At 72.7% G+C, this 26,565-nt stretch carries 21 protein-coding genes; 16 read left to right on the top strand and 5 right to left on the bottom strand.

The window, feature by feature from the left end; all coding sequences use genetic code 11:
- Window positions 1–50: 50 nt before the first annotated feature.
- The 5 genes from ACFWVC_RS08105 to ACFWVC_RS08085 all read left to right on the top strand — a co-directional run bounded on the left by ACFWVC_RS08105 (window position 51) and on the right by ACFWVC_RS08085 (window position 9,376).
- The gene (locus tag ACFWVC_RS08105; protein ID WP_384280304.1) at window positions 51–1,244 is read left to right on the top strand and encodes an argininosuccinate synthase; all 1,194 of its coding nucleotides are present in this window, start codon (window positions 51–53) and stop codon (window positions 1,242–1,244) included.
- Between the two features lie 102 nt (window positions 1,245–1,346).
- Window positions 1,347–2,774, top strand: coding sequence for an argininosuccinate lyase (gene argH / locus ACFWVC_RS08100; RefSeq protein WP_384280302.1), 1,428 nt, complete (start codon window positions 1,347–1,349; stop codon window positions 2,772–2,774).
- Window positions 2,775–2,894: 120 nt separating this feature from the next.
- Window positions 2,895–3,458 (top strand): TetR/AcrR family transcriptional regulator, encoded by a 564-nt coding sequence (locus ACFWVC_RS08095; protein ID WP_384280301.1) that lies wholly within the window; start codon window positions 2,895–2,897, stop codon window positions 3,456–3,458.
- Window positions 3,458–4,894 (top strand): MFS transporter, encoded by a 1,437-nt coding sequence (locus ACFWVC_RS08090; RefSeq protein WP_384280299.1) that lies wholly within the window; start codon window positions 3,458–3,460, stop codon window positions 4,892–4,894. The genes ACFWVC_RS08095 and ACFWVC_RS08090 overlap by 1 nt, the downstream gene beginning before the upstream one ends.
- 66 nt (window positions 4,895–4,960) lie before the next feature.
- Window positions 4,961–9,376, top strand: a complete 4,416-nt coding sequence (locus tag ACFWVC_RS08085) for a tetratricopeptide repeat protein (protein WP_384280297.1) — start codon at window positions 4,961–4,963, stop codon at window positions 9,374–9,376.
- 9 nt (window positions 9,377–9,385) lie between these two features.
- On the opposite strand, the gene ACFWVC_RS08080 is transcribed toward ACFWVC_RS08085, so the two are convergent.
- Window positions 9,386–10,042 carry a lysophospholipid acyltransferase family protein gene (locus ACFWVC_RS08080; RefSeq protein ID WP_384280455.1) on the bottom strand — a complete coding sequence of 219 codons (657 nt, stop codon included), beginning with the start codon at window positions 10,040–10,042 and terminating at the stop codon, window positions 9,386–9,388.
- Between the two features lie 302 nt (window positions 10,043–10,344).
- Between ACFWVC_RS08080 and ACFWVC_RS08075 the strand changes: the two genes are divergently transcribed.
- The 3 genes from ACFWVC_RS08075 (at window position 10,345) to ACFWVC_RS08065 (ending at window position 12,783) form a co-directional block, all read left to right on the top strand.
- Window positions 10,345–11,544 carry a glycerophosphodiester phosphodiesterase gene (locus ACFWVC_RS08075; protein ID WP_384280296.1) on the top strand — a complete coding sequence of 400 codons (1,200 nt, stop codon included), beginning with the start codon at window positions 10,345–10,347 and terminating at the stop codon, window positions 11,542–11,544.
- Window positions 11,545–11,617: 73 nt separating this feature from the next.
- On the top strand, window positions 11,618–12,139 hold the full coding sequence (locus tag ACFWVC_RS08070; RefSeq protein ID WP_384280294.1) for a sigma-70 family RNA polymerase sigma factor: 522 nt from the start codon (window positions 11,618–11,620) through the stop codon (window positions 12,137–12,139).
- Between the two features lie 131 nt (window positions 12,140–12,270).
- Window positions 12,271–12,783, top strand: coding sequence for a GNAT family N-acetyltransferase (locus tag ACFWVC_RS08065; RefSeq protein ID WP_384280292.1), 513 nt, complete (start codon window positions 12,271–12,273; stop codon window positions 12,781–12,783).
- Window positions 12,784–12,790: 7 nt separating this feature from the next.
- On the opposite strand, the gene ACFWVC_RS08060 is transcribed toward ACFWVC_RS08065, so the two are convergent.
- Together ACFWVC_RS08060 and ACFWVC_RS08055 are read right to left on the bottom strand one after the other, a co-directional pair.
- Complete coding sequence (locus ACFWVC_RS08060) at window positions 12,791–13,246, bottom strand: hypothetical protein (RefSeq protein WP_384280290.1); 456 nt, start codon at window positions 13,244–13,246, stop codon at window positions 12,791–12,793.
- Window positions 13,239–13,607 (bottom strand): hypothetical protein, encoded by a 369-nt coding sequence (locus ACFWVC_RS08055; RefSeq protein WP_384280288.1) that lies wholly within the window; start codon window positions 13,605–13,607, stop codon window positions 13,239–13,241. The genes ACFWVC_RS08060 and ACFWVC_RS08055 overlap by 8 nt, the downstream gene beginning before the upstream one ends.
- A gap of 466 nt (window positions 13,608–14,073) precedes the next feature.
- Between ACFWVC_RS08055 and ACFWVC_RS08050 the strand changes: the two genes are divergently transcribed.
- Genes ACFWVC_RS08050 through ACFWVC_RS08040 form a run of 3 tightly spaced genes read left to right on the top strand, consistent with a single transcriptional unit; the run spans window position 14,074 to window position 16,696 of the window.
- The gene (locus ACFWVC_RS08050) at window positions 14,074–15,111 is read left to right on the top strand and encodes a methionine ABC transporter ATP-binding protein (protein ID WP_384280286.1); all 1,038 of its coding nucleotides are present in this window, start codon (window positions 14,074–14,076) and stop codon (window positions 15,109–15,111) included.
- Window positions 15,108–15,827 (top strand): methionine ABC transporter permease, encoded by a 720-nt coding sequence (locus ACFWVC_RS08045; RefSeq protein WP_384280282.1) that lies wholly within the window; start codon window positions 15,108–15,110, stop codon window positions 15,825–15,827. The genes ACFWVC_RS08050 and ACFWVC_RS08045 overlap by 4 nt, the downstream gene beginning before the upstream one ends.
- Before the next feature lie 38 nt (window positions 15,828–15,865).
- Window positions 15,866–16,696 (top strand): MetQ/NlpA family ABC transporter substrate-binding protein, encoded by an 831-nt coding sequence (locus ACFWVC_RS08040; RefSeq protein ID WP_384280276.1) that lies wholly within the window; start codon window positions 15,866–15,868, stop codon window positions 16,694–16,696.
- Window positions 16,697–16,736: 40 nt separating this feature from the next.
- On the opposite strand, the gene ACFWVC_RS08035 is transcribed toward ACFWVC_RS08040, so the two are convergent.
- Both ACFWVC_RS08035 and ACFWVC_RS08030 read right to left on the bottom strand, forming a co-directional pair.
- On the bottom strand, window positions 16,737–17,138 hold the full coding sequence (locus tag ACFWVC_RS08035) for an MmcQ/YjbR family DNA-binding protein (protein ID WP_384280274.1): 402 nt from the start codon (window positions 17,136–17,138) through the stop codon (window positions 16,737–16,739).
- Between the two features lie 66 nt (window positions 17,139–17,204).
- Window positions 17,205–17,975, bottom strand: coding sequence for a class I SAM-dependent methyltransferase (locus tag ACFWVC_RS08030; protein ID WP_384280272.1), 771 nt, complete (start codon window positions 17,973–17,975; stop codon window positions 17,205–17,207).
- Window positions 17,976–18,186: 211 nt separating this feature from the next.
- On the opposite strand from ACFWVC_RS08030, the gene ACFWVC_RS08025 reads away from it, so the two are divergent.
- The 5 genes from ACFWVC_RS08025 (at window position 18,187) to ACFWVC_RS08005 (ending at window position 26,521) form a co-directional block, all read left to right on the top strand.
- The gene (locus tag ACFWVC_RS08025) at window positions 18,187–18,831 is read left to right on the top strand and encodes a GNAT family N-acetyltransferase (protein ID WP_384280270.1); all 645 of its coding nucleotides are present in this window, start codon (window positions 18,187–18,189) and stop codon (window positions 18,829–18,831) included.
- Between the two features lie 101 nt (window positions 18,832–18,932).
- Complete coding sequence (gene cbiE, locus ACFWVC_RS08020) at window positions 18,933–20,138, top strand: precorrin-6y C5,15-methyltransferase (decarboxylating) subunit CbiE (RefSeq protein WP_384280268.1); 1,206 nt, start codon at window positions 18,933–18,935, stop codon at window positions 20,136–20,138.
- A 250-nt stretch (window positions 20,139–20,388) separates the two neighbouring features.
- Window positions 20,389–23,562 (top strand): nicotinate-nucleotide--dimethylbenzimidazole phosphoribosyltransferase, encoded by a 3,174-nt coding sequence (cobT, locus tag ACFWVC_RS08015; protein WP_384280266.1) that lies wholly within the window; start codon window positions 20,389–20,391, stop codon window positions 23,560–23,562.
- Between the two features lie 883 nt (window positions 23,563–24,445).
- Window positions 24,446–25,687 carry a uroporphyrinogen-III C-methyltransferase gene (gene cobA, locus ACFWVC_RS08010; protein ID WP_384280264.1) on the top strand — a complete coding sequence of 414 codons (1,242 nt, stop codon included), beginning with the start codon at window positions 24,446–24,448 and terminating at the stop codon, window positions 25,685–25,687.
- A 6-nt stretch (window positions 25,688–25,693) separates the two neighbouring features.
- On the top strand, window positions 25,694–26,521 hold the full coding sequence (locus ACFWVC_RS08005; protein WP_384280262.1) for a TrmH family RNA methyltransferase: 828 nt from the start codon (window positions 25,694–25,696) through the stop codon (window positions 26,519–26,521).
- Window positions 26,522–26,565 lie beyond the last annotated feature (44 nt).

The raw sequence follows: 26,565 nt of genomic DNA, 5'->3' as shown, positions 1-26,565 counted from the left end.
ATCACGCCCCCGCCATACGCTCTCGACCTCGCGCACCAAAGGAGAGACCCGTGACCGAGCGCGTCGTACTCGCCTACTCGGGCGGACTGGACACCTCCGTCGCCATCGGCTGGATCGCCGAGGAGACCGGCGCCGAGGTCATCGCCGTGGCCGTGGACGTCGGCCAGGGCGGCGAGGACCTGGACGTCATCCGCAAGCGGGCGCTGGCCTGCGGCGCGGTCGAGGCCGAGGTCGCCGACGCCAAGGACGAGTTCGCCGACGAGTACTGCCTCCCGGCGATCAAGGCCAACGCCCTCTACATGGACCGCTACCCGCTGGTCTCCGCCCTCTCGCGGCCCACGATCGTCAAGCACCTGGTGGCCGCCGCGAAGAAGCACGGCGCCTCCGTGGTCGCCCACGGCTGCACCGGCAAGGGCAACGACCAGGTCCGCTTCGAGGCCGGCATCTCCTCCCTCGCCCCCGAGCTGAAGTGCATCGCCCCGGTCCGCGACTACGCGATGACCCGCGACAAGGCGATCGCCTTCTGCGAGGAGAAGAACCTCCCGATCGCCACCACCAAGAAGTCCCCGTACTCGATCGACCAGAACGTCTTCGGGCGGGCCGTCGAGACCGGCTTCCTGGAGGACATCTGGAACGCCCCGATCGAGGACGTCTACGAGTACACGCAGAACCCGGCCACGCCCCGCGAGGCCGACGAGTTGGTCATCACCTTCAAGCAGGGCGTCCCGGTCGCCATCGACGGCAAGCCCGTCACCGTCCTGCAGGCGATCCAGCAGCTCAACGAGCGGGCGGGCGCCCAGGGCATCGGCCGGATCGACATGGTCGAGGACCGGCTGGTCGGCATCAAGTCCCGCGAGGTGTACGAGGCGCCCGGCGCGATCGCGCTGATCACCGCCCACCAGGAGCTGGAGAACGTCACCGTCGAGCGTGAACTCGCCCGCTACAAGCGGCAGGTCGAGCAGCGCTGGGGCGAGCTGGTCTACGACGGCCTGTGGTTCTCCCCGCTCAAGCGGGCCCTGGACGGCTTCATCAACGAGGCCAACCAGCACGTCTCCGGCGACATCCGGATGACCCTGCACGGCGGCCGCGCCGTCGTCACCGGCCGCAAGTCCGCCGAGTCGCTGTACGACTTCAACCTGGCGACGTACGACACCGGCGACACGTTCGACCAGTCCCTCTCCAAGGGGTTCATCGAGATCTTCGGCATGTCGTCGAAGATCGCCGCCAAGCGCGACCTGGCCTAGTCGGTAGCCTCGACAGCCTCGGCCACGGCAGCCCGCCTCCCCGCCCGTTCCACGGCGGGGAGGCGGCCGCACATCGCACCACCGACGGAAGCGAGCGAAGAGTTGAGCAGCAACACCGGTGACGTCCGGCTCTGGGGCGGCCGTTTCGCCGACGGCCCGGCGGAGGCGCTGGCCAGGCTGTCGGCGTCCGTGCACTTCGACTGGCGGCTCGCGCCGTACGACATCGCCGGCTCCCGCGCCCACGCCCGCGTGCTGACCACGGCCGGCCTGCTGACCGAGGACGAGCTGACGCGCATGCTGGCCGGCCTCGACCAGCTGGAGGCCGACGTCGCCGACGGCAGCTTCACCGGCACGATCGCCGACGAGGACGTCCACACCGCCCTGGAACGCGGCCTGCTGGAGCGGCTCGGCGCCGACCTCGGCGGCAAGCTGCGCGCCGGCCGGTCCCGCAACGACCAGGTGGCCACGCTCTTCCGGATGTACCTGCGCGACCACGCCCGCGTCATCGGCGGCCTGGTCGCCGAGCTCCAGCACGCCCTGGTCGCTCTCGCCGAGGCGCACATCGACGTCGCCATGCCGGGCCGTACACACCTGCAGCACGCGCAGCCGGTGCTCTTCGCCCACCACGTCCTCGCCCATGTCCAGGCGCTGTCCCGGGACGCGGAGCGGCTGCGGCAGTGGGACGAGCGCACGGCCGTGTCGCCGTACGGCTCCGGCGCGCTGGCCGGGTCCTCGCTCGGCCTGGACCCGGAGGCGGTCGCGCGGGACCTCGGGTTCGAGCACGGTTCGTCGGCCAACTCCATCGACGGCACCGCCTCGCGGGACTTCGTCGCCGAGTTCGCCTTCATCACGGCGATGATCGGCGTCGACCTGTCGCGGATCGCCGAGGAGGTCATCATCTGGAACACGAAGGAGTTCTCCTTCGTCACCCTCCACGACGCCTTCTCCACCGGCTCGTCGATCATGCCGCAGAAGAAGAACCCCGACATCGCCGAGCTGGCGCGCGGCAAGTCCGGCCGCCTCATCGGCAACCTCACCGGCCTGCTGGCCACGCTCAAGGCCCTTCCGCTCGCGTACAACCGCGATCTGCAGGAGGACAAGGAGCCGGTCTTCGACTCCTGCGACACCCTCGAGGTCCTGCTCCCGGCGTTCACCGGGATGATGGCCACCCTCACCGTCAACCGCAAGCGCATGGAGGAACTGGCCCCGGCCGGCTTCTCGCTCGCCACCGACATCGCGGAGTGGCTGGTCAAGCAGGGCGTTCCGTTCCGGGTGGCGCACGAGATCGCCGGTGAGTGCGTCAAGGTCTGCGAGGCCGAGGGCATCGAACTGGACCAGCTGACCGACGAGCAGTTCGCCAAGATCTCCCCCCATCTCACCCCCGAGGTGCGGACCGTGCTCGACGTGCCGGGCGCGCTGGCCGCCCGCAACGGCCGGGGCGGCACCGCGCCCTCGGCGGTCGTCGTGCAGCTCGCCGAGATCAAGCGGGACCTGGCGGTCCAGTTCGCTTGGGCGAAGGCGAAGGGCTGACCGTCCTCCCCCCAGCCTGCCCCGCCTGACCGAGAAGCCCGGCCGCGGTCCATGACCCGGTCGGGCTTCTTCGGTGTCGCGCATGAGACGCTTATGTCTCATTCGGAGTATCCTTGTCTCATGAGCTTCAATCGTGAGCAGGTCCTGCGTGACACGGCCGACCTGCTGTCCCGCCGCGCCACCGCCTCCATGGACGAGATCGCCAAGGCGGCGGGCGTCAGCCGGGCCACCCTGCACCGGCACTTCCCCGGCCGGGACGCGCTCGTGCGCGCCCTCGGCACGCTCGGGATCGAGCAGACCGAGGAGTGCCTGGACGCGGCGCGCGTCGAGGAGGGCGACCCCGTCGAGGCCGTCCGCCGGCTCATCAGCGAGGCCATGCCCGTCTCCGGCTTCCTCGCCTTCCTCTACGGCGAGAACCAGCTCTACGACCTGGACGAGATCAACGACGGCTGGGCCCGCATCGACGCACGCGTCGCCGCCCTCTTCCACCGCGGCCAGGAGACCGGCGCCTTCCGCTACGACCTGACCCCCGCCTGGCTCGTGGAGGCGCTGTACGCGCTGATCGCCGCCTCCGCCTGGTCCGTCCAGGACGGCCGCATGGCACGGCGGGACTCCGCCCGCATGGTCACCGATCTGCTGCTCGGCGGCATGCTGCGCGCCCCCCGTGAGACCGGGAGCACCTGATGGCCACCACGGCGCACGTCACCACCCTCCGCCGTGACGACCGCGGTCACCCCTCCCGCTGGCTCGCGCTCGGTGTGCTCACCCTCGCCCTGCTGCTCGTCGCCGTGGACGCCACCGTCCTGGGCCTGGCCATCCCCTTCCTCACCGAGGACCTGCGCCCCACCTCCACCCAACTGCTGTGGATCGGCGACGTCTACTCGTTCGTCATCGCCGGCCTGCTGGTCTCCATGGGCAGCCTCGGCGACCGCGTCGGCCGCAAGCGGCTGCTGCTCACCGGCACCGCCGCCTTCGGGGCGCTGTCGGTGTTCGCCGCGTACGCCACCACGCCCGGGACGCTCATCACCGCCCGCGCGCTCATGGGCGTCGCGGGCGCCACCCTCATGCCGTCCACCCTGGCCCTGATCCGCACCCTCTTCCCCGACGCGCGCGAGCGCAGCTTCGCCATCGGCGTCTGGGGCGCGGTGTCCACCGCGGGCGCCGCGCTCGGGCCGGTCGTCGGCGGCCTGCTGCTGGAGCACTTCTGGTGGGGGTCGGTCTTCCTCATCAACCTGCCGGTGATGGCCGTGCTGCTGATCATCGGCGTGCGCGTGCTGCCCGAGTCCCGCGACCCGGGCCGCGGTCCGTGGGACCCGGCGAGCGTCCTGCTGTCGCTCCTCGGCATGTTCGGGGTCGTCTACGCCGTCAAGCAACTCGCCGTCCACGGGCCGGGGCCGGCCGCCCTCGGCGCCGGACTGCTCGGCGCGGCCTGCCTGTACGGCTTCGTACGCCGTCAACTCGCCCTGCCCACGCCGCTGCTGGACATGCGGCTGTTCCGGCACCGCGGCTTCTCCGGGGCGGTCCTGGCCGACCTGCTCACGGTGCTCGGGCTCGCGGGGACGGTCTTCTTCCTGTCCCAGTTCCTGCAGGAGGTCCAGGGCCGCTCGCCGTTGCAGGCGGGCCTGTGCGAACTGCCCTCCACGCTCGGGGCCGCGGCGACCGGCCTCTTCGCGGGCGCCGCCGCCCGTCGCTGGTCGGTGCGGGGCGCCGTGGCGGGCGGCCTGGGTGCCACCGGGCTCGCCCTGGTCGCGCTGCTGGCCCTGCGGCCCGACTCGGGCTACCTCTTCCTCGGCGCCGCCCTGCTCGTCACCGGCGCCGGGGCCGGGCTCTCGTACACCGTCACCGCCGACGTCATCCTCTCCAGCGTCCCCCCGGCGCAGGCCGGCGCCGCCTCCGGCGTCTCCGAGACGGCCTACGAACTCGGCGCCGCCCTCGGCATCGCCCTGCTCGGCTCCATCGTCACCGGCATCTCCGGCGGCCCAGCCTCGGCGGCGCCGGCCGCCTTCACCGACGGCTTGCGGGCGGCTTCCGCCGTGGGCGGGGGTGTCCTTCTTCTCGCGGCGTCGGCGGCCTGGCGCCTGTTGCGCGGTCAGCGGCTCGCGGGCGGGACGCCGCGTTAGCCACAACACCCGGTTCGCGGCGGCGAGTCGTCCGTATGCTTCCGATACCCGCGGGGAGGGAGCGCCATGAGCACGGACGCACAGCCCGGTCAGGACACCGACGTCCTGGCCGTCCTGAGGGAGTACACCCTCGACTGCCGCTACGACGAGACCGAGGCGCTCATCGGCGCCGAACTCGCCCGCGCGGCCGGCGATCCGGAGCGGGCCCGACTGCACGTCGCACGGGGCAGGTTGCGGCTGCGGCAGTACGAACACCAGGCCGCGCTGGAGGAGTTCGCGCTGGCACTGACCCACGACCCGGCCTGCGGAGCGGCCGCCGGGTGGCGTGTGGCGGCCCTCGACCGTATGGGCCGGCGCGACGAGGCCCTGGCCGAGGGCACGGCGGCCGCGGCACGGCTCCCGGAGGCCGTGGACGTCCACACTGCGCTGGGCTGGGTGCACCACGCCGCATGCCGCTGGGACGAGGCGCTGGCGGCATTCCAGCGGGCCACGGTCGTCGGGCCGCGTCATGCGGAGGGCTGGATCGGGGCCGCCTGGACCCGCGTCGAGCAGGGCGACACGGCGGCGGCGCTCCGGGGCCTGGAGGACGCCGAGGACGGTCCGGCCGACCCCGTCGAGGTCCGTTGCGCGGCTGTGCGGATCGCGGCGAGCCAGGCTGCGACCGGCCTCGCCCACGTCAAGCTGACCTCCGCCCGCTCCCTCGACCGCGACCACATCGCCGTGCTGACGGCGGAGGTCCGGTACGAGAGCTGCCGCGGCGCCCACCAGGCCGCCGCGGAGGCCGCCGAGCGCCTGGTCCGCCGGTACGGCCGCCGGCCCGACGCGCACGTCGAACACGCCACGGCCCTCATCGACCTCGCACGGTGGGACGAGGCGATCGCGGCCTGCAACCGGGCGCTCGCGATCGAACCGCGCTGGGCGTCCGCATGGGAGCACAAGGCCGAGGCGCAGCGGTTGCGCGGCGATGTGGCCGAAGCGGCCGCCACGGGGCGGCGAGGGGTGGAGGCGTGCCGGTACTCGCCGGGCGTCAGGCTCGAACTGGCCGTCGCCGAGGGGGCCGACGGAGCACTCGACCGTGCCCTGGCCCTCACCGAGCAGGCGCTGGCACTCGATCCCTGCTCCGACTGGGGGCTGCGCGTCCGTGCAGATGTGCTCGGGAAGACCGGCGCCGTGGACGAGGCCGTCGCGGTCGCCGAGCACGGCGTGCGGCTGCGACCCGAGAGCCCGGAGGCGCTGGGCACCCTCGCCGGTGCCCTGTACGAGGCGGCCCGGCACGACGAGGCCCTCGCCGCCCTGGAGCGCGCCAGGGAACTCGCCCCCGGCAACACCTCCCTGGTGGAGAGCACCCTGGCCGTGCTGCGCACCACTCACCGCTGGGAGGAGGCGGAACGCCTGATCGCCGCACTCCGGGAGGGCGACCCGGAAGGACGACTGGAGGCCCTGCTCCTGGAGCAACGGGGTTCCCTCGCTTTCGTGCGAGGGTCCTACGCCCGCGCGCTGGAGGACTTCGAGGCGGCGTTGCGGGCGGACCCGGGCCACCGCACCGCCGCCCGGATACGCGTCAGGTCGCTGGAGAGGCTCGGTCGCCTCGACGAGGCGACAGCCGCCGCACGCGCCCGCGTCGAGGCCGACGCCGAGGACGCGGAGGCCCATGTGACGCTGGCCCACGTCCTGTTCGCCGCGGAGCGCGTCGACGACGCGGTGGCCGCGATCCGGAGCGCCCTCACGCTCGACCCCCGTTCCGCGGAGGCGTATCTGGCGCTCGTCGACATCCTCCGGGGGGCGGAGCGGTGGGACGAGGCCTCCGCCGCACTGGAGGAGGCCGCCCGCCAGGGTGTGCCGGCCGGCTCCCTGGCGGCTCGGCGCGCCTGGGTGGCCCTGGGAAGGGACGACCACGAAGGGGCCCTGGCCGCCGCCGAGGAGTGCCTCGGCCTGTATCCGGACGACGCGGAGGCACTGGAACTGCTCGTCTCGGCGCACACGGCTCGCGGCGACCGGCCCGCGGCCGAGGCCGCCGCGCGCCGGGCCGCCGCGGCGTGGCCCCGTTCCGCGGTGGGCCCCTGCCTGCTCGCCCGGTGCTTCGGCGAGCAGGACCGCCGGGCCGAGGAGTGCGAGGCGTACGAGGAGGCGCTGCTGCGAGAGCCGGACCATCGTGACGCCCTGCTCGGCAGGCTGGCCGTGCTGCAGACCCTGGGGCGCTGGGACGAGGCCGAGGGCGCCGCCGAGCACGCCGCCGCGCTCCGGCCCGACGACCCGGAGGTGCTGGAAGCCGTGGGATGGCTGTACTCGGCGCTGGAACGGCCCCTCGACGGCATCACGTTCGCCCGGCGCGCGACGGAACTCACCGCCGGTGCCTGGGACAGCACCCAGCTGCTCGCGTGGCTCCTGCGCCGTTCGCGGCGCTGGGATGAGGCGGAGGAGTTGCTGCGCGGCTGCGTCGACCGGGACCCGGAGTCGGTGAACGCCCACATGGACCTCGCGTACTGCCTTCATGACCGGGACCGGGACGAGGAGTGCCTGGAGAGCGTCGACCGGGCCCTGGCCCTGTGGCCCGACCGCGTCCGCACCCTGACCTTCCGGGTGGAGGTTCTGTGCGCGATGCGGCGGTGGACCGAGGCGGAGGCCACGGCCCGGAGGGCGCGCAGCCTTCACCCCGAGATCGCCTCCGGGCATGTCGCGACCGCGTACGTGCTCACCGCCACTCACCGCCGTGAGGAGGCAATGCCCCACCTCCGGCGGGCCCTGCAGCTCGTACCGGAGCACGAATGGGCCTGCCGTCTGATGGTCGACACCCTGGTAGGGCTGGGCCGCTTCGAGGAGGCCGAGCAGACGGCGCAGGCCCTGCTCGGCAGGGTGCCGAACGCGGTGTCCGTGCGCTGTCGCCTCGCCTCCGCGCTCCGTGGGCAGCACCGGTTCGACGAGGCGCTGGCCCAGTGCGAACGCGCCCTGGCGGACGATCCGTACAGCGTGGCCGCCCACGAGCAGCGGGCCGACGCGCTGCGCGACTGCGGCAGCCTCGACGAGGCGGAGCGGGCCATCGAGGAGTTCACCCGCGGCCGGCCGCATCTGACGTCGATCGGGTTCGAGCTGGCCGCGGTGCACGCGGAACGCGCGGACCTGACCTCGGCCGGGCGGGTCCTGGAGGACGTGCTGGCGTCCGCGGCCGGTCCGCTCGAACGGGCCGAGGCCCGTGCCGCCATCGGGTGGGTGGCCCTGATGGACCAGCGTCCGCTGGACGCGGCGGAGGACTTCGGTGAGATCCTGCGCCAGTGGCCGCACGACCACGACTTCCGCGTGGGCCGCGCGTGGTCGCTGGTGCGACTGGCCGGCCTCGCTCCCGGGAGCCCCCAGGCGGACGGCCGTCTCATCGAGGCCGCCGACCACTGCCGTGCCGTCAGCCGCGAGGACCCCCGCAATGCGGCCGCCCACACCTGCCTCGGGCTGATCGCCCACCGGCGTGGCGAGACGGCCGCCGCGGAACGGCACTTCGCCCGCGCCGTGGAACTGGACCCGTACGGGCGCTGCCACACCGACCTGGGCGCCCTCTATGTGCAGCTCGGCCGGTACGAGGAGGCCGGGACCGTGCTGCGCCGGGCCGTCGAGTTGGACTGGTACGACGTACAGGCCCACGTCGAGCTCGGGAGCCTCGCGCTGCACAGGGCGCGGGACAAGGAGGGCGACGCCACGATGGCTGAGGCGGCGAGCGAGTTCCGGCGGGCCGTCGCCGTCGGCAAGGACAGCGGGAGCGCGGCCCTCGGGCTCGCCGTGGCGCTGGCGGAGGGCGCGGGGGACCTGGGCGCCGCCGAGGAGGAGCTACGGCGCGTGCTGGGCCGGCCGGGGGTACGGGACCAGCCGCAGTGGCAGTTGCGGCTCGCGCTCGCGCGGCTGCTGGTCCAGGCGGGTGACGCCGAGCAGAGCGACGACCGCTACCGCGACGCGGGCCAAGAGGCCCGCACCGCGATCCGGCTGGCCGAGAAGGAGCCCGAACCCCACTTCGTGGCGGGCGTCGTGGAGCAGCGTCTGAGCACGCAGACGGCCGACGTCCGGCTGAAACTGCTCCACCGGCGCCGCGCCCAGCGCTTTCTGACGCGCTGCCGCCGCCTCGACCCGGCGCACCAGGACGCGGACCGCGCGCTGCGCCTGCTGGAGGAGGATGCGAGAGCGGCCCGAGGGAGCCGCGTCAGCAGCGCGGTGCTCGTCGTCGTGGCGACGGCGATCCTTGGCGCGGCCTGGGTGGACTTCCTGTGGAAGCACCATGTCACCGCGGTGATGCTGACGACGCTGACCCCCGTGCTGGCCGGCCTCATCGCCGTCGGCTTCCTGCTGCCGGTGCTGATCCGGCTCAAACTGCCCGGCGGGATGGAAGCCGACCTGACGGCGAGCATCGGGCAGATCTCCCGGGGCCCGCGCGGCGAGGTGGTGCTGACCGCGGCCCGGGTGCCGACCGGCAACGGCCCGGTCGGCCGGATGCCCAGACTCTGAGACCGAAGGTCACGCCGCCGTCGCGTGGTCCGCGGCCTTGGCCGCCTTCGCCTTGGTGGCGTAGACGTCGACGTACTCCTGGCCGCCCAGCCGCATGACGTGGCTCATCACCTCGTCGGTGACGGCGCGCAGCACGTAGCGGTCGCGGTCCATGCCCTCGTAGCGGGAGAACTCCAGGGCCTTGCCGAAGCGGACGGTGAAGCGGTGCACGCGGGGCACGCCGGCGCCGCCGGGCTGGATGCGGTCGGTGCCGACCATGGCGAAGGGGACGACGGGGGCGCCGGTCATGAGGGCCAGGCGGGACACGCCGGTGCGGCCGCGGTAGAGGCGGCCGTCGGGGGAGCGGGTGCCCTCCGGGTAGATGCCGAAGACCTTGCCCTCGTCGAGGATGCGGCGGCCGGTCATCAGGGCGGCGACGCCGCCGTGGCCGCCGTCGCGGTCCACGGGGATCATGCCGACGGAGGTGAAGAACGCCGCCATGAGGCGGCCCTTGAGGCCGGGGGTGGTGACGTACTCGTCCTTGCCGATGAAGAAGACCTGCCGCTTGACGACGAGTGACAGGAACATCGAGTCGATGAAGGTGACGTGGTTGCCGGCGAGGATGACCGGGCCGTCACCCGGGATGTGCTCCGCGCCCTCGACCCTGGGGCGGAACAGCACGCGCATCAGTACTCCGAGCAGCGCCTTGAGGATGATGCGGAACAACGGGTCCTCCGGTCGTGGTCGGCAGAGGTCCGGCGGGACTCTGCGCAGGGTCTCGCTCACCAGTGTGCGCCTCCCCCCTCGAGGACGATACTTCCGCGGCGCCGCGACACGCGCACCGGGTTCACACGACCGGTACGCAATGTTGATGCGCGTTTCCGCCATGTTCCGACGACGGCCGCCCGGCTGAAACGACCACCCGCCTACGATGCGCGCGTCGCTTGGCAGGGACCGGACAGATGTTCGGCCGATTCGAGGGAGCGCACATGACGCACGAGCAGCAGGGCCAGGAGCAGGGCCGGGGGCCCGGTCGCCGGGCCCTGATCGGGGCGGCGGCCGCGTTCGGGGCCGGCGCCTCCGTCCTCGGCACCGCGGGCAGCGCGGCGGCGAACGGGCGCGAGTCCTCGCACGGATCGTCGCACGGCTCCTCCCACGGGCCGGTGAGAGCCCTTCCCGTGCCGACCGTCGTCGGCCACCGCGGGGCCAGCGGCTACCGCCCCGAGCACACCTTCGGCTCCTACCAGCTCGCGCTGGACCTCGGCGCCGACGTGATCGAGCAGGACCTCGTCCCCACCAAGGACGGCCACCTGGTCTGCCGCCACGAGCCCGAGATCGGCGGCACCACGGACGTCGCCAAGCACCCGGAGTTCGCCTCCCGCAAGACCACCAAGACCATCGACGGCGTCGCCACCACCGGCTGGTTCACCGAGGACTTCACCCTCGCCGAGCTGAAGACGCTGCGCGCCGTCGAGCGGCTGCCCGCACAGCGCCAGCACAACACCCTCTACGACGGCCACTGGGAGATCCCCACCTTCGAGGAGGTGCTGCGCTGGGCCGACGAGCAGGGCCGCAAGCGCGACAAGGCGGTGTGGCTGCACGTCGAGACCAAGCACCCCACCTACTTCCGCGGCATCGGCCTCGGCCTGGAGGAGCGGGTGGCCAAGCTGCTCCGCCGCTACGGGCGCGACCAGCGCAACTCCCCGCTGTTCCTGCAGTCCTTCGAGCCCACCAGCCTCCAGCGGCTCGGCGCGCTCGGCCTGCGCAACCCCAAGGTCTTCCTGCTGGACGCGGCCACCACGCGCCCGTACGACCTCGTGGTGGCGGGCGACCCGCGCACCGTCGCCGACCTGGTCACCCCGGCCGGCCTGAAGTGGATCGCCGGCTTCGCGCAGGGCATCGGCCCCACCGTCAACCTGATCATCCCGCGTGACGCGGCCGGCAAGCTCGGCACGCCCACCACGCTGGTGCGCGACGCCCACAAGGCCGGGCTGATCCTGCACCCCTTCACCATGCGCAACGAGAACGCGTTCCTGCCGGCCGACTTCCGCGTGGGCACCGACCCGAACGCCTACGGCGACGCCTTCGGCGCCTTCCAGGTCTACTTCGAGCAGGGCATCGACGGCATCTTCTCCGACAACTGCGACACCGCGCTGCTCGCCCGCGCGGCCTTCGTCAACAAGGCGTGACGCCACTGCCGCGCACGGGTGGTTCCCCGGCCACGGGGCAACCACCCGGCGCGGCACGGGTGTCCCGCCGGACATGAGCGCATCCGTACCGCACGACGAACTGACCAGTATCCGGCCACTGCTCGCCGCCGAGGCCGCGGCCGAATCCGTACCCGGCGCGGTCGAGGCCGCCGACCTCGAACAGTCCGTGTGGCTGCGGCTGCTGGAGCTCCCCGAACCTCCCGCCGACCCCGCCGCCTGGCTGCGCCGTGCCGTGCGCTCCGAGGCCCGGCTCGCCGGGCGGCACGCCCGCCACGAGACGCCGCTGGCCCCGGGCCTGCTGGGTGTGCGCGCCGCGGCGGCGGCGCCCACCGCCGAACAGCAGGTGCTCGCCGCCGAGCAGCGCCGCGCCCTGCTGGCCGCCGTGGGCCGGCTGCCGGGGCGCTGTCCTGAGCTGGTATCCGCCCTGATCTCCCGTTCCGACCTCACTTACCGGGAAATTTCCCGGGAGTTGGGAATCTCACAGGGCAGTCTCGGTCCGCTCCGTTCCCGCTGCCTGAGTTGTCTGCGTACGATCCTCGGAAACCGGGGTTGCATCTCCCGTACGACGGGGTAATGCACCGTAAACAGTCGGCGACAGGGCGCTTGTGCGCGGCCGCGCCGCGTTCCGGTTCCAGTCAGGGCAACGTCCTGGGCGCCCCCTCACCCCTTGTGCGCCCGGGCGACTCGAAGGGGAGGCCTGCGCACATGGGCATGAGCGTGACCATCTCTACCGCGATGGGCGAAGACGCCGAGAAGATCCTCAAATTGCAGTACCTGTGCTATCAGAGCGAGGCGGAGCTTTACGGCGACTACGGCATCGAACCGTTGACGCAGACTTTGGACGCGCTGCGCGCGGAACTCGCGCAGGGCACCGTCCTGGTGGCCAGGCTCGGCGAGGAGGTGGTCGGCTCGGTCCGCGGCGCGGTCGACGAGGACGGCACCGCACGCATCGCCAAGCTGATCGTCCACCCCCGCATGCAGCGGCACGGCCTCGGCGGCCGGCTGCTGCGGGCCATCGAGGAGCGGCTGGCCGACGATCTGCAGGCCAAGCGCTACCGTCTCTTCACCGGCCACCGCAGCGAGTTCAACCTGCGGCTGTACCGCAAGCTCGGCTACGCCCAGGTGGGCACGGCCGAGCCGGTCAGCGGCCGGCTGAGCCTGGTGCACATGGAGAAGCCGGCGGCGCGCTCCCCGCAGACGTACGCCGCCAGCGCCTGAGCACGGATCAGGACGTCTTCTGTGGCTGCGCCGCCCGGCGCAGCCACAGCAGTCCGCTGACCGGGATGACCAGGGGCAGGAACACATAGCCCATGCCGTAGTCCGACCACACGGTCTGGTCGGGGAAGGCCGAGGAGTCCGCCAGCGTCAGCGTGCCCACGGTCAGCACGCCGATCAGCTCCAGCGCGCAGCTGACCAGCGCCACCTTGCGGGCGTTCTCACCGCCCCGCCACAGCGCCACCGTGATCACGGCGTACACGATCCCGGCGAGCAGCGAGAGCAGATAGGCCAGCGGCGCCTCGCCGAACTGCGCGCTGATCTGGTAGATCGAGCGGGACAGCGCGGCGACGGTGAAGACCCCGTACAGCGACAGCAGCAGCCGTCCCGGCCCACGGCCGATCCCCTTGCCGGCATCGGTGCCGGACGCGGCATCCTGTGTGGTCCCGTCGGCGGTCTCAGGCACTGACGCCTCCCCAGATGTCGTACAGCCGTACTTCCAGCACGGCCAGGATGAGCCCGCCCGCGGCCACGACCGCCGAGCCCCAGCGGGTGCGCTCGGTCAGCGACATGAATGCCGCCGCCGGGACCGTGCAGGCCGCCCCGACCAGGTAAGCGAAGAAGATCGTCGTCCCGTCGACCGGCTTCTCGCCCGTCGAGACCTTGATCACGCCGACCACCAGCTGGACCAGCGCCAGCACGGCCACCACGGCCATGCCGATGAAGTGCCAGTCCTTGGTCGGCTGGTCCCGGAAGGCGGCGAAACCGCACCAGGCGGCCAGCAGCAGCGCCGTGGCGGAGACCACGATCGTGAGGACGTCGAGCATGGCGCGACTCTATTACGGTCGGGAATCACCGGATCCCACCCCCCGGCCTGTCCGCATCGCGGACGCCGTGACCGGATATTGGGACACCGTTCGGGTGTCTGCTTTACTGGTGCCCATGACCACGACGAACCGCCGCTGCCGCGCGACCGAGGCGATGACGCCCGGTGTTCGTCGTATGTGTCGAATGTGTGCACGCTGAGGGCCCACGCCATCTGAGTCTCGCGCCCCGAAGTGAGACCCGCCCCTCCTGCCATGGATTGCACACAACCCCCATGAACACGGCCATGGAAATGGAACCGCAGCAGCCCCTTTGCCGCTGCCGGCTGACGCACGACCCCCAGCCGCCCGGCACCCGCTGCTGATTCTCCCGACGCCCCCTTCGGGGCGGAGCCATGCCTGTCCATCGTGAATTCGCCCCCGTGTGCGGCTTTTGCGTGCCGCGCACTCGACAGTGACGGAATTCCCAGTGATCACCACAACGGGCCTGACCAAGGTCTACCGTTCCCACGGCCGGGACACCGTGGCTCTCGACGGCGTCGATCTGCACGTCCGCGAAGGCGAGGTGTACGGCGTCGTCGGCCGCAGCGGCGCGGGCAAGAGCACCCTCATCCGGTGCGTCAACCTGCTGGAGCGGCCCACCTCGGGCACCGTCGAGGTCGCCGGACAGGACCTGACCGCGCTCGCCGGCCGCTCGCCGCGCGCCGGTTCGGCCCTGCGCGCCGCCCGCGGCCGTATCGGCATGGTCTTCCAGCACTTCAACCTGCTGTCCTCGCGCACCGTCCAGGACAACGTCGAACTCCCCCTGGAGATCCTCGGCGTCTCCGGCCGGCAGCGGGCCGCGAAGGCCCGCGAACTGCTCGACCTCGTCGGCCTCGCCGACAAGGCGCGCGCCTACCCCGCCCAGCTCTCCGGCGGCCAGAAGCAGCGCGTCGGCATCGCCCGCGCGCTGGCCGGCGATCCGAAGGTGCTGCTCTCCGACGAGGCCACCTCCGCCCTGGACCCGGAGACCACCCGCTCGATCCTCCAGCTGCTGCGCGACCTCAACCGGCAACTCGGCCTGACCGTCCTGCTGATCACGCACGAGATGGAGGTCGTCAAGGCGGTCTGCGACTCCGCCGCACTGATGAAGGGAGGCCGGATCGTGGAATCCGGCAAGGTCACCGACCTGCTCGCCACCCCCGGCTCCGAACTCGCCCACGAACTGTTCCCGGTCGGCGGCGAGCCGTCCGGCGAGGGCCGCACCGTCGTCGACCTCACCTTCCACGGGGAGGCCGCGACCGAGCCGGTCATCTCGCAGCTCTCGCGCACCTACAACATCGACATCTCGGTGCTCGGCGCCGCGCTGGAGACCATCGCCGGACGCCAGGTCGGCCGCATGCGGATCGAACTCCCCGGCGCCTTCGAGGACAACGTGGTGCCCATCGGCTTCCTGCGCGAGAAGGGCCTGCAGGTCGACGTCGCGCCGGCCGCCGGCGCAGAGCGGGTCGAGGGGGCCGCGAAGTGACCTGGTCCGAGATGCAGCCGCTGCTGTCGCAGGCCTGTGGGGAAACCCTGGTCATGGTCGGCTGGTCCACGCTCATATCCGTCGCGGGCGGCCTGCCGCTCGGCGTGCTGCTGGTGCTGACCGACCGCGGCGGACTGCTCGCCAACGGCGTGTTCTCCAAAGTGCTGGGCGCCGTGGTCAACGTGATCCGGTCGCTGCCCTTCGTGATCCTCATGATCTACCTGATGCCGTTCACCAAGTCCCTGGTCGGCACCACCATCGGGCCCGAGGCCATGATCGTCCCGCTGTCGATCGGCGCGATCCCGTTCTTCGCCCGGCTGGTGGAGATCGGCGTCCGCGAAGTGGACTCAGGTCTCGTCGAGGCCGTGCAGTCCATGGGCGGCAGCACCTGGACCGTGGTGCGCAAGGCCCTCCTGCCCGAGGCGCTGCCCGCGCTGATCTCCGCTGCGACGACGACCGTCATCGCCCTGATCGGGTACTCGGCCATGGCCGGGCTCATCGGTGGCGGCGGCCTCGGCGACCTCGCCGTCCGCTACGGCTACCAGCGGTTCGAGACCGGGCTGATGAACGTGACGCTGGCCGTTCTCATCGTGATCGTCACCGGCGTCCAGCTCCTCGGCGACCTCTCCGCCCGCGGCGCCTCGCGCCGCGGCCGCGGCTCCGTCGCCCCGAGGCTGCGCCTGCTGCGCCCGGCCGCAGCCACCGAGACCTCCTGACACCCGCAACACCAACACCGCTCAGAAAGGCACTTTTCGTGCGTACCCATGTCAAGATCACCACTGCCGTCCTGGCCGCCGCCGGTCTCACCCTGGGCCTGACCGCCTGCGGCTCGGACTCCGGCTCCACCAAGGACAGCGCGAGCGACCCGCTCGTCGTCGCCGCGAGCCCCGTCCCGCACGCGGAGATCCTGAACTTCGTCAAGAAGAACCTGGCCGCCAAGGCCGGACTCAAGCTGGAGGTCAAGGAGTTCAGCGACTACGTGACGCCGAACACCGCGACCGAGGACGGCGACGTCGACGCCAACTACTTCCAGAACCAGCCCTACCTGGACGATTTCAACAAGAAGAAGGGCACCCACATCGTGCCCGTCGTCACCGTCCACCTGGAGCCGCTGGGCCTGTACTCCGGCAAGCTGAAGTCCGCCGACGCGCTCAAGAGCGGCGCGACGATAGCCCTCGCCAACGACGCGGTGAACGAGGCCCGCGGCCTCAAGCTGCTCGCGGCCAACGGCCTGATCACCCTCAAGGACGGCGTCGGCAACGAGGCCACGCCCGCCGACATCACCGGCAACCCGAAGAATCTGAAGTTCAAGGAGTTGGAGGCGGCCCAGCTGCCCCGCTCCCTCGGCGACGTCGACGCCGCCGTCATCAACGGCAACTACGCCATCGCCGCCGGACTCAAGCCCGCCAAGGACGCACTGGTCCTGGAGTCCGCGACGGACAACCCCTACGGCAACTTCCTCGCCGTCAAGGAGGGCAACGAGAAGGACCCGCGCGTGCTCAAGCTCAAGAAGCTCCTCACCTCGCCCGAGGTGAAGAAGTTCATCGAGGACACCTACGCCGGCTCCGTCATCCCCTCCTTCTGATCCCCCAGGACACCGGCACCCCGCCGGGGGCGGTACGCGATCACCGCGCGCCGCCCCCGGCGGGCCCGTCCGCCGCCTCTCCCGGCCAGTCCAGCCGCAACCGCTCGGTCCGGGGCAGCCGGGACACGATCAGGTCGTACGAGTCCTCGATCATCTCGCGCACCATGCGGGCGGGGAGCGAGCCGTCCAGCGTGACCGTGTTCCAGTGGCGCTTGTTGAGATGCCAGCCGGGGGCGATCGCCGCGTGCCCGGCGCGCAGCCGCACGGCCAGTTCGGGATCGCACTTCAGGCTCACCTGCAGCGGTTCGCCGCCCAGGGCGCTGATCGCGAAGATCTTCCCGCCCACCTTGAAGACGGTCACCTCCGCGTTGCGCGGGAACGGGTTCTCCTCGCTCACGCCGTTGAAACCGAGGCAGAAGCCCCTGAGCCGGTCCGCGTCCATCCGCCCATTCAACAGGGCGGCACCGACAGCCGGGACCGCGCCGCCGCAGACCGCCTCGATGCCGCCTCAGTGCCGGCGCAGCCAGTACAGGTCGGTCGTGTACGGCATCTCGATGGCGTCCTTGCCGCGCGTCGCGGCGTGACCGGCGAGCACCGCCTCCACCTCCGCGCGCACGCGCTCCTGCTCCGCGGGATCCATCACCGCGATGTGGCTGGAGGACGTCATGCGCTCCACCACGTCCGTCACCGTCGTCGAGTACGGGTTCGGCCAGTGCCGCTCGTACACCTGCGACCAGCCCTCCCGGTCGGCGAAGGCCTTGCGCCAGCCGCCGTCCAGCGGGCTCGGCAGATCGCGCGGCGCGAGCCGGAAGACGATGTCCTGGTAGTCCCGCACCCACGGCACGGAGGTGTCGTAGGTGTTCCACACCAGCGCCAGCGAACCGCCCGGCCGCAGCAGCCGCTCCACCTCCGCCAGCGCCTCGTCCTCCTGGAACCAGTGCCACGACTGCGCCGCCACCACCACGTCGGCGCACCCGTCGGGCAGCCCCGTCGACTCCGCGGTGCCGGCCGTCACCCGCACACCCGGCAGCCGCAGCTCCGCCAGCCGCTCGCGCATCTCCGCCACCGGCTCCACCGCGACCACCTCGGCCCCGGTCAGCGCCAGCAGCCTGGTGAACTTGCCGGTGCCGGCGCCGAGGTCGACCACGGTGCGCCCGGCCTCGAGGGCCAGCGCCTCCGCCAACTCGGCCAGGGCAGCCATGGGGTACGAGGGCCGCGACCGCTCGTAGACACCCGCCGCCCGCTGATATCCGACTCCTGCTGCGTGGTGCACCGTCACGCGGGCAGACGCTAGCAGGACCCTATGACCACAGGGGGAGCGGACCTGCGGAAAAGCCGGAGAACAGCGTGCCAACTGCGCTCGTCGCGGGGGTGGTTGCACGTACCCTTGACCGACGGCCGCACGGCCCCGCGGCGCCCCGGTCCTGCGGGTGACCGGATGGATGCTGCATGCTGTGCACTTCACACATGTCCTTGCTACGGAGCGTCGAATGACCAGCTTTCCGGAGATCTCCATCAGTACGGAGCGGCTGGTGCTGCGTTCCTACGAGGAGGCGGACATCCCCGCGCAGGCGGAGATGATGAACGACGAGTCCGTGGTCGCCTGGACCTCCGTGCCGCACCCGTACACCGAGGCGGACGCCCGCTCCTTCATCACCGAGTTCGCCCCCGCCGAGCGGGCCGGCGGACGGGGCGTCGTCTTCGCCGTGACCGAGTTCCTCACCCAGCGGCTGGTCGGCACCGTCCATCTGCAGCGCGCCGACTGGCGCATCCGCAGCGCCGAGGCGGGCTACGTCATCGCGCCCTGGGCACGCGGCGAGGGCTACGCCGCCGAGGCCGTGCTCGCGGCCGCCCAGTGGCTCTTCGACGACCAGAAGTTCGAGCGGCTGGAACTGCGCACCGCCGCCGACAACGCCGCCTCCCAGCAGGTCGCCCAGCGGATCGGCTGCGTCAGCGAGGGCGTGCTGCGCAACGCGGGCCTGGTCAGGACCCGTCCCGACGGGGACACCGACGGCCGCTGGGAGCAGATCCGCACCGACCTGATCGTCTGGAGCCTGCTCCCCGAGGACCTCGACGGACTCACCGGACGCGCCTCCGACGGCTCGGACTACGCGGCCTACGCCGACTGGCAGTGAGCACCCTCTAGCGCAAGATCCTGGGCGGGGTACTGTGCACACCCCGGGGAAGACATGACCCGGGGTACCGCACCCCGACGCGCCCAGAAGGCAGGACGACGATGGCCGACCGTGTCACCGTGATCGGGTGGGACGGCTCACCACCGGGCGAGGCCGCGCGTTCCGCGCTGGCCGCCGCGACCCTGGTGGCCGGAACACGGCACCACCTCGCACTGCCCTTCGTGCCGGAGGAGGCCGAGCGCATCGTCCTCGGCAGCATCGACCTGGCCGCCCGCCGCATCGCCCGGCACCGCGGCACCGCGGTCGTCCTGGCCGACGGCGACCCCGGGTTCTTCGGCGTCGTACGCGCCCTGCGCGCCCCCGACCACGGCCTGGAGGTGGAGGTCGTCCCCGGTGTGACCTCGGTGGCCCAGGCCTTCGCGCGGGCCGGCATGCCCTGGGACGACGCACGGGTGGTCGTCGCGCACGCGCGCACCCTGCGCCGCGCCGTCAACGTCTGCCGGGCCCACCCCAAGGTCGCGGTGCTGACCGCCCCCGGCGCCGGCCCGGCCGAACTCGCCCTGCTGCTCGGTGACGAGCACCGCACCTTCGTGATCTGCGAGTCGCTCGGCACGGAGCAGGAGGAGGTCACCGTCCTCACCTCCGACAAGGTCCCCGACCACACCTGGCGCGACCCCAACGTTGTCCTGGTCGTCGGCGCCGCGCCCAGCACGCCGCCGGTCGCCGCCGCGCAGGCCGGCTGGCTGGCCGGGGGCGACCCCGCCCCCGCGGACCGGGTCCGCGGCTGGGCCCTTCCCACCGAGCGGTACGCGCCCGTGGACGGCCCGGCGCAGCTGCGCGCCCTGCAACTGGCCCGGCTCGGACCGCGCACCGGCGATCTGGTCTGGGACATCGGCGCGGGGGGCGGCGCCGTCGCCGTGGAGGCGGCGCGCTTCGGCGCGGCCGTCATCGCCGTCGACCGGGACGCGGCGGCCTGCGAACGCGTCGAGGACACCGCACGGGACTTCGGGGTGCAGGTGCGCGTCGTGCACGGCGAGGCGCCCGAGGTTCTGGAGGACCTTCCGGAACCGGACGTCGTGCGCATAGGCGGCGGAGGAGCGGACGTCGTCGCGGCGTGCGCCGCGCGCCGCCCGGAACGGATCGCCGCGAGTGCCGCGAACCGGGACGAGGCAGAAGCGGTCAGAACCGCCCTGGAAGAGGGCGGATACGCAGTGGAGTGCGCATTGTTGCAGGCTGTCGAACTGGACTCCGACTGGTCGGAGCGGGAGCGCACGGTGGTGTTCGCACTCCTCGGGCACCGCCGGTGAGCCATGTGTTGCGCCCGTATTGCGACCGGTTTGAGGTGAACCCCCGCTGAGCACGCGCGGGCACACGCACGGTAGGCTGGCGGACCGCTGTGCCGTCGTCGTGCGTTGACGTCGACTGAGGGCTGATCAGTATCGATCAGTATCGGTCACTCCCCGCCGACGTGCCGCTTGCAGCCCACGCTCGTTCTTGCTGTGGGCAGTGTGTGCGGCGCAGCGTTGGAAGGAGCGAACCGATGGGCGAGGGGCACGCATGACTGACACCGGCCAGGTCCCGGGTGAGGGACTGCCGGAGAACGCAGGCGGAGAAGCGGTTCTGCAGCCGCACGCCGACCTTCCCGGCCTTCCCGGCAGTGGTGCGCAGCAGCCGGTCGTCCCGACCTGGGAGACCGACCCGCTGAACGCGCCGGTTCCGCCTGCCGCTTACGTCTACCTCGACCAGCCGGCCGGCCCCGCGGTCGCCGAGGAGGACGAGGAGATGCTGCTCATGCCCGGTCTGCAGGGGTCGTGGGCCGACCCCCAGCCGGTGCCGCCGCAGCCCGTCGCGCCTGTTCCCGCGCCTCCGGTCGCGCCGGCCCCCATGGCCGCGCCCGGCACCGAACCCGTCCCGGCGGCGGGCCCGATGGCGCACGAGACCCGCGCGCAGGTCCAGGAGCCGCTGCCCGCCGGCGTGCCCGGTGGCCTCCACGAGCACGACGCCCACGAGAGCGGCGGCCGCGACTCGGTCTCCCTCGACTACTCCGCCGTGCGGGCCTCGGCGACGCCGCCCGGCGGCGTGCCCCTGCCGGGTGCGGTCGCGGCCGAGCAGCCGCAGGCCGTTCCGGGGGAGCCGGTCGTCCCGGCCCCCGCGCCCGTCCCCGCCGTCGAGATCCTGGCGCCGGAGTCGGGTACGCCCGAGCCGAGTGCGCCGCAGGTGTTCGAGGAGGAGGCCCCGGCCGCGCCGGCGCCCGTCCGGCGGCCGCTGCACATGGGCCCGCCCATCCCCGACCCGTCCAACGGCGGCGGAATCGTCCGGTCCCTCGCCGACCGCGGACCGGCGACGCCCGCCCCGCAGCCCGTGCCGGCCACGCCGCCGCCCGCGCCGGAGGTGCCCGTCGCGGTGACCCCGCTCGCGCCGGTGCCGCCGTCCGTGGAGACCCCGGTGCGCCACGCCGGCCCACCGACGACCGGCCCCGAGTACCTGGACATCCCACGCGACGAGCCGTCCGCCGCGGTCCCTGCCCCGGGCGCCGCCTGGTCGGCCCCGGAACCCGTGGAGATGCCGCCCGCGCCGCAGGCCGAGGAGGTCGTGGCGCCTGTTTCGGCCCCGGAGCCGCAGCCCGAGTTCGAGCCCGAGCCCGAGCCCGAGCCGATCGCCGAGGCGCTGCCCGAGCCCACCGCGGTGGAGGACGAGCCGCTGCCGTTCGGCCTGGAGCCCGAGCCCGTCGCCCCCGAGACCGTCGTCCCCGAACCGGTGACACCGGTCGTGGCGGAGGCCGTCGAGGTCATCGACGTCGTCGAGGCAGTCGAGCCCGTGGAGGCCGTCGTCGAGCCCCCGGCGCTCGAAGTGCCCGCGCAGGTGGAGCCGGCGGCCGCGGAGACCACCGAGCCCGCCGACGCGGAGGTCGTGGCATTCGTGGCGGCAGCCGAGGCAGCCGAGGCAGCCGAGTCCGCTGAGTCCGCTGAGGACGAGGACGCCCCGGAGCTGCGGCTGCCCATGGCCGAGGGTTACGACCCCTCCGTACGGGACGCCGTCCACCGCGTCATCCGCGAACGCCGCGACATCCGCAACGGCTTCCGGAGCGACCCCATCCCGCACGAGGTGCTGATCCGCGTCCTGGAGGCGGCCCACACCGCGCCCAGCGTCGGCCACTCCCAGCCCTGGGACTTCGTCGTCATCCGCTCCGCGGAGACCCGGCAGCGCATGCACGAACTCGCCATGCAGCAGCGCGACGCGTACGCCAAGTCCCTCCCCAAGGGGCGCGCCAAGCAGTTCCGCGAGCTGAAGATCGAGGCGATCCTCGACACCCCGGTCAACATCGTCGTCACCGCCGACCCCACCCGCGGCGGCCGCCACACGCTGGGCCGCTACACCCAGCCGCAGATGGCGCCCTACTCCTCGGCACTGGCGGTCGAGAACCTCTGGCTCGCCGCCCGCGCGGAAGGCCTCGGCGTCGGCTGGGTCAGCTTCTTCGACGAGCGCGAGATGGTCCGTGAACTCGGCCTCCCCGAGCACCTGGAGGTCGTCGCCTACCTGTGCGTCGGCTACGTCGACGAATTCCCCGAGGACCCCGAGCTCGTCCAGTCCGGCTGGTCCAAGCGGCGCCCGCTGGCCTGGGTCGTCCACGAGGAGGAGTACGGCAACCGCGCCCTGCCCGGCGAGGAGCCGCACGACCTCCTGGAGGAGACGCTGCGCGGCATCCGCCCGCTCGACGCCAAGGCGCTCGGCGAGGCGTGGGAGCGGCAGAAGCGGATGACCAAGCCGGCCGGCGCGCTCGGCATGCTGGAGATCATCTCCGCGCAGCTCAGCGGCCTGTCCCGGCAGTGCCCCCCGCCGATCCCCGAGCCCGCCGCCGTCGCCATCTTCGCCGGCGACCACGGCGTGCACGCGCAGGGTGTCACGGCCTGGCCGCAGGAGGTCACCGGCCAGATGGTCGCCAACTTCCTCGGTGGCGGGGCCGTGTGCAACGCCTTCGCCAACCAGGTGGGCGCCGAGGTCTGCGTCATCGACGTCGGCGTCGCCTCCGAACTTCCCAGCACGCCCGGTCTGCTGCCGCGCAAGGTGCGCCCCGGCACGGCCGACTTCACCGCGGGCCCCGCGATGTCGCGCGAGGAGGTGCTGCGGGCGATCGAGGTCGGCATCGAGACCGCGCGCGACCTCGTCGCCGCGGGCAACAAGGCGCTGCTGACCGGTGAGATGGGCGTCGCCAACACCACCGTCTCCGCGGCCCTGATCTCCGTCTACACCGGGGTCGACCCGGCGGAGGTCACCGGGCGGGGCACGGGCATCAACGACGAGATGCACGCGCGCAAGGTCGACGTCGTCCGGCGGGCCCTGGAGCTCCACCGGCCCGACCCCTCCGACCCGATCGAGGTCCTCGCGGCCATCGGCGGCCTCGAACACGCCGCCATGGTCGGCCTGTTGCTCGGCGCCGCGTCCCTGCGGACCCCGGTCATCCTGGACGGCGTCAGCGCCGGCGCGGCCGCGCTCGTGGCGCGCGCCATCGCACCCGAGGTCCTCGCGGCCTGCATCGCGGGGCACCGCAGCGCGGAGCCCGGTCACCGGGCCGCCCTCACGAAGCTGGGTCTGCGGCCGCTGGTCGATCTCGACCTGAGGCTGGGGGAGGGGACGGGGGCGTTGCTGGCGCTGCCGCTGGTGCAGAGTGCTGCGCGGGCGATGCATGAGGTGGCGACGTTCGACTCTGCGGGCGTCACGGAAAAGGCCTGACGGGCCCGTCCCGGGTAGGTTCTTTTCCCCGCCCTCCCGCCCGTGTGCCCGGCGCGGTCTGGCACCCCGGCGCGCGTTTCGTTGGGTGCCGGGGTCGGGGCCTCCGGGGCTGGCCATTCTGGACAGCACATTTTGGTGCCTCGGGCACTCTGCGTTGGTCACTCCGGGTTGTGCACCCAAATATGCTCCACAGTCCAGAACGCCCACCCCTACGACCCCGCCCCCTCGGTTTCGTCATGCGCCTGATCCCCAGTGGGGGGTATGGAGGCGGACCGGGGTGGCTGCGGTTGCCTGGATGCCGCCCCTATCGGCCTGCCAGTGCCTGCCCCAACATTCGGCCGGGGTGCCCGCTGTGGGCACGACGTGGCGGCCGATGCCGTTGTGCGCTGCACCAGCGGGGCCCGCGCCATTGACCGCGAGCCCTAGAGGTCCCCAGGGGAGCGGAATGCGACGGCCACTGGGTTTGTGTGTGGGCGGTGCCGGCTGGGCGGCTGATGTGCTGCCGCACCAACGGGTGCCCGTGCCATGGCCGCCCTAACACCCCCCACTGGGGATCAGGCGCGAACACTACGGAGGGGGCGGGGTCGTAGGGGTGGGTGTTCTGGACTGTGGAGCATATTTGTGTGCGGGATCCGGGTCGGGATGGGATGAGCAGGTGCTGGAAACGCACGTAAATGTGCTGTCCAGAATGGCCGGCCCCGGAGGCCCCGGACCCGGCCCAGGAACACACGCGCGCCGGGGTGCGTGACTTCACAGGGCACACGGGCGGGAGGGCGGGGGAGAAACCGCACCCCAGGCACATCGTAGGGTTGAGGGGCGGAACCCCCCCGCCCCCCGCGCCGCAGGCGCACGCACACCCCAGACGACGAGGAGCCGCACGACCATGACCGCCGAGCGCAGCGACGCCGTACCCGCATACCCCGTCGGACTCCGGCTCGCGGGTCGGCGCGTGGTCGTGCTCGGCGGCGGCCAGGTCGCCCAGCGCCGGCTGCCGACGCTGCTGGCCGCGGGGGCGGACGTGGTCCTGGTCTCGCCGTCGGCGACGCCGTCCGTGGACGCGATGGCCGCCGCGGGCGAACTGCGCTGGGAGCGACGGCGCTACCGCCCGGGGGACCTGGCGGACGCCTGGTACGCGCTGATCGCGACGGACGACCCGGAGGCGAACGCGGCGGCCTCCGCGGAGGCGGAGGAGCGCCGGGTGTGGTGCGTGCGCAGTGACGACGCCGACGCGGCGACCGCGTGGACGCCGGCGACCGGCCGCACCGATGGCGTGACCGTCGCCGTGCTGACCGGGCACGACCCGCGGCGTTCCGCCGCTGTGCGGGACGCGATCGTGGAGGGCCTGCGGGACGGCTCCCTGGCCGCGCCGCAGTACCGGGGGAAGTCCCCCGGCGTGGCGCTGGTGGGCGGCGGGCCGGGCGACCCGGACCTGATCACGGTGCGCGGCCGCCGGCTGCTCGCGGAGGCGGACGTGGTGATCGCGGACCGCCTGGGCCCGCGCGATCTGCTGGACGAACTGCCGCCGCACGTCGAGGTGATCGACGCCGCGAAGATCCCTTACGGGCGCGCGATGGCACAGGAGGCGATCAACGCCGCGCTGATCGAGCACGCGAGGGCGGGCAAGGCCGTCGTGCGTCTCAAGGGCGGCGACCCGTTCGTCTTCGGCCGGGGCATGGAGGAGGCGCAGGCGCTGGCGGAGGCCGGGATCGCCTGCACGGTCGTGCCGGGCATCTCCAGTTCGATCAGCGTGCCGGCCGCCGCGGGCATCCCGGTGACGCATCGGGGCGTGGCGCACGAGTTCACCGTGGTGAGCGGCCACGTGGCTCCGGAGGACCCCCGCTCCCTGGTGGACTGGGAGGCGCTGGCCCGATTGCGCGGCACCCTGGTGCTGCTGATGGGGGTCGAGCGGATCGCCGCCATCGCCGCCGCGCTCGTGGCGCACGGACGGGGCGCCGACACTCCTGTCGCGGTCATCCAGGAGGGCACGACGGCCGCGCAGCGGCGTGTGGACGCGACGCTCGCGACGGTGGGCCGGCGGGTCGCCGAGGAGGGCGTGCGGCCGCCCGCGGTGATCGTGATCGGCGAGGTGGTGGCCGTGGGCGCCGAGTTGCGTACAGGGCGGTGACACCCCGTGGCTGAGATCGTCACCATCGACGACCCGGACGACCCGCGGCTGCACGACTACACGTCGCTGACCGATGTGGAGCTGCGCCGCCGTCGTGAGCCCGAGGAGGGCCTGTTCATCGCGGAGGGCGAGAAGGTCATCCGGCGCGCGTGGCGGGCCGGGTACGGCATGCGCTCGATGCTGCTGACGGCCAAGTGGGTCGACGTCATGCGGGACGTCATCGACGAGGTCCCCGCGCCCGTGTACGCCGTCGATCCCGGCCTGGCCGAGCGGGTGACCGGCTACCACGTGCACCGCGGTGCCCTGGCGTCGATGCAGCGCAGGCAACTGCCCGAGCCGCGGGAGCTGTTGGCCGGCGCTCGCCCCGGGCTGCGCCGTGTCGCGATCTTCGAGGACATCGTCGATCACGCCAACATGGGCGCGGCCTTCCGCAACGCGGCAGCGCTGGGAGTGGACGCCGTGTTCCTCACCCCGCGCTGTGCCGACCCCCTCTACAGGCGGGCTGTGAAGGTGTCCATGGGGGCCGTCCTCGCCGTTCCGTATGCCAGGTTCGCGTCATGGCCGCAGGACGCCGATCTCGTACGGGAGCACGGCTTCGTGCTCGCGGCCCTCTGCCTGTCGGATAGTTCCATCACGCTCGACGAGCTCGCCGACCGCCGGCACGAGAAGCTGGCCCTGATGCTGGGCACGGAGGGCGAGGGGCTGTCGGCAGGAGCGCTCCGGGCCGCCGATGAGCACGTGCGCATCCCGATGGAGGCCGGTGTGGACTCACTGAACGTGGCCGCCGCCTCGGCGGTCGCCTTCTACGCCACCCGGCCGTCCGCGCGCGGGTGAGGCTGCCGTCCGCCGGAGCGTGGGGTCACGCGGCGGACGGCCCC

Origin of the sequence: Streptomyces sp. NPDC058691, from assembly GCF_042714775.1 — a bacterium.
Taxonomy (GTDB): domain Bacteria; phylum Actinomycetota; class Actinomycetes; order Streptomycetales; family Streptomycetaceae; genus Actinacidiphila.
This window is presented reverse-complemented; position numbering and strand designations above follow the sequence as displayed.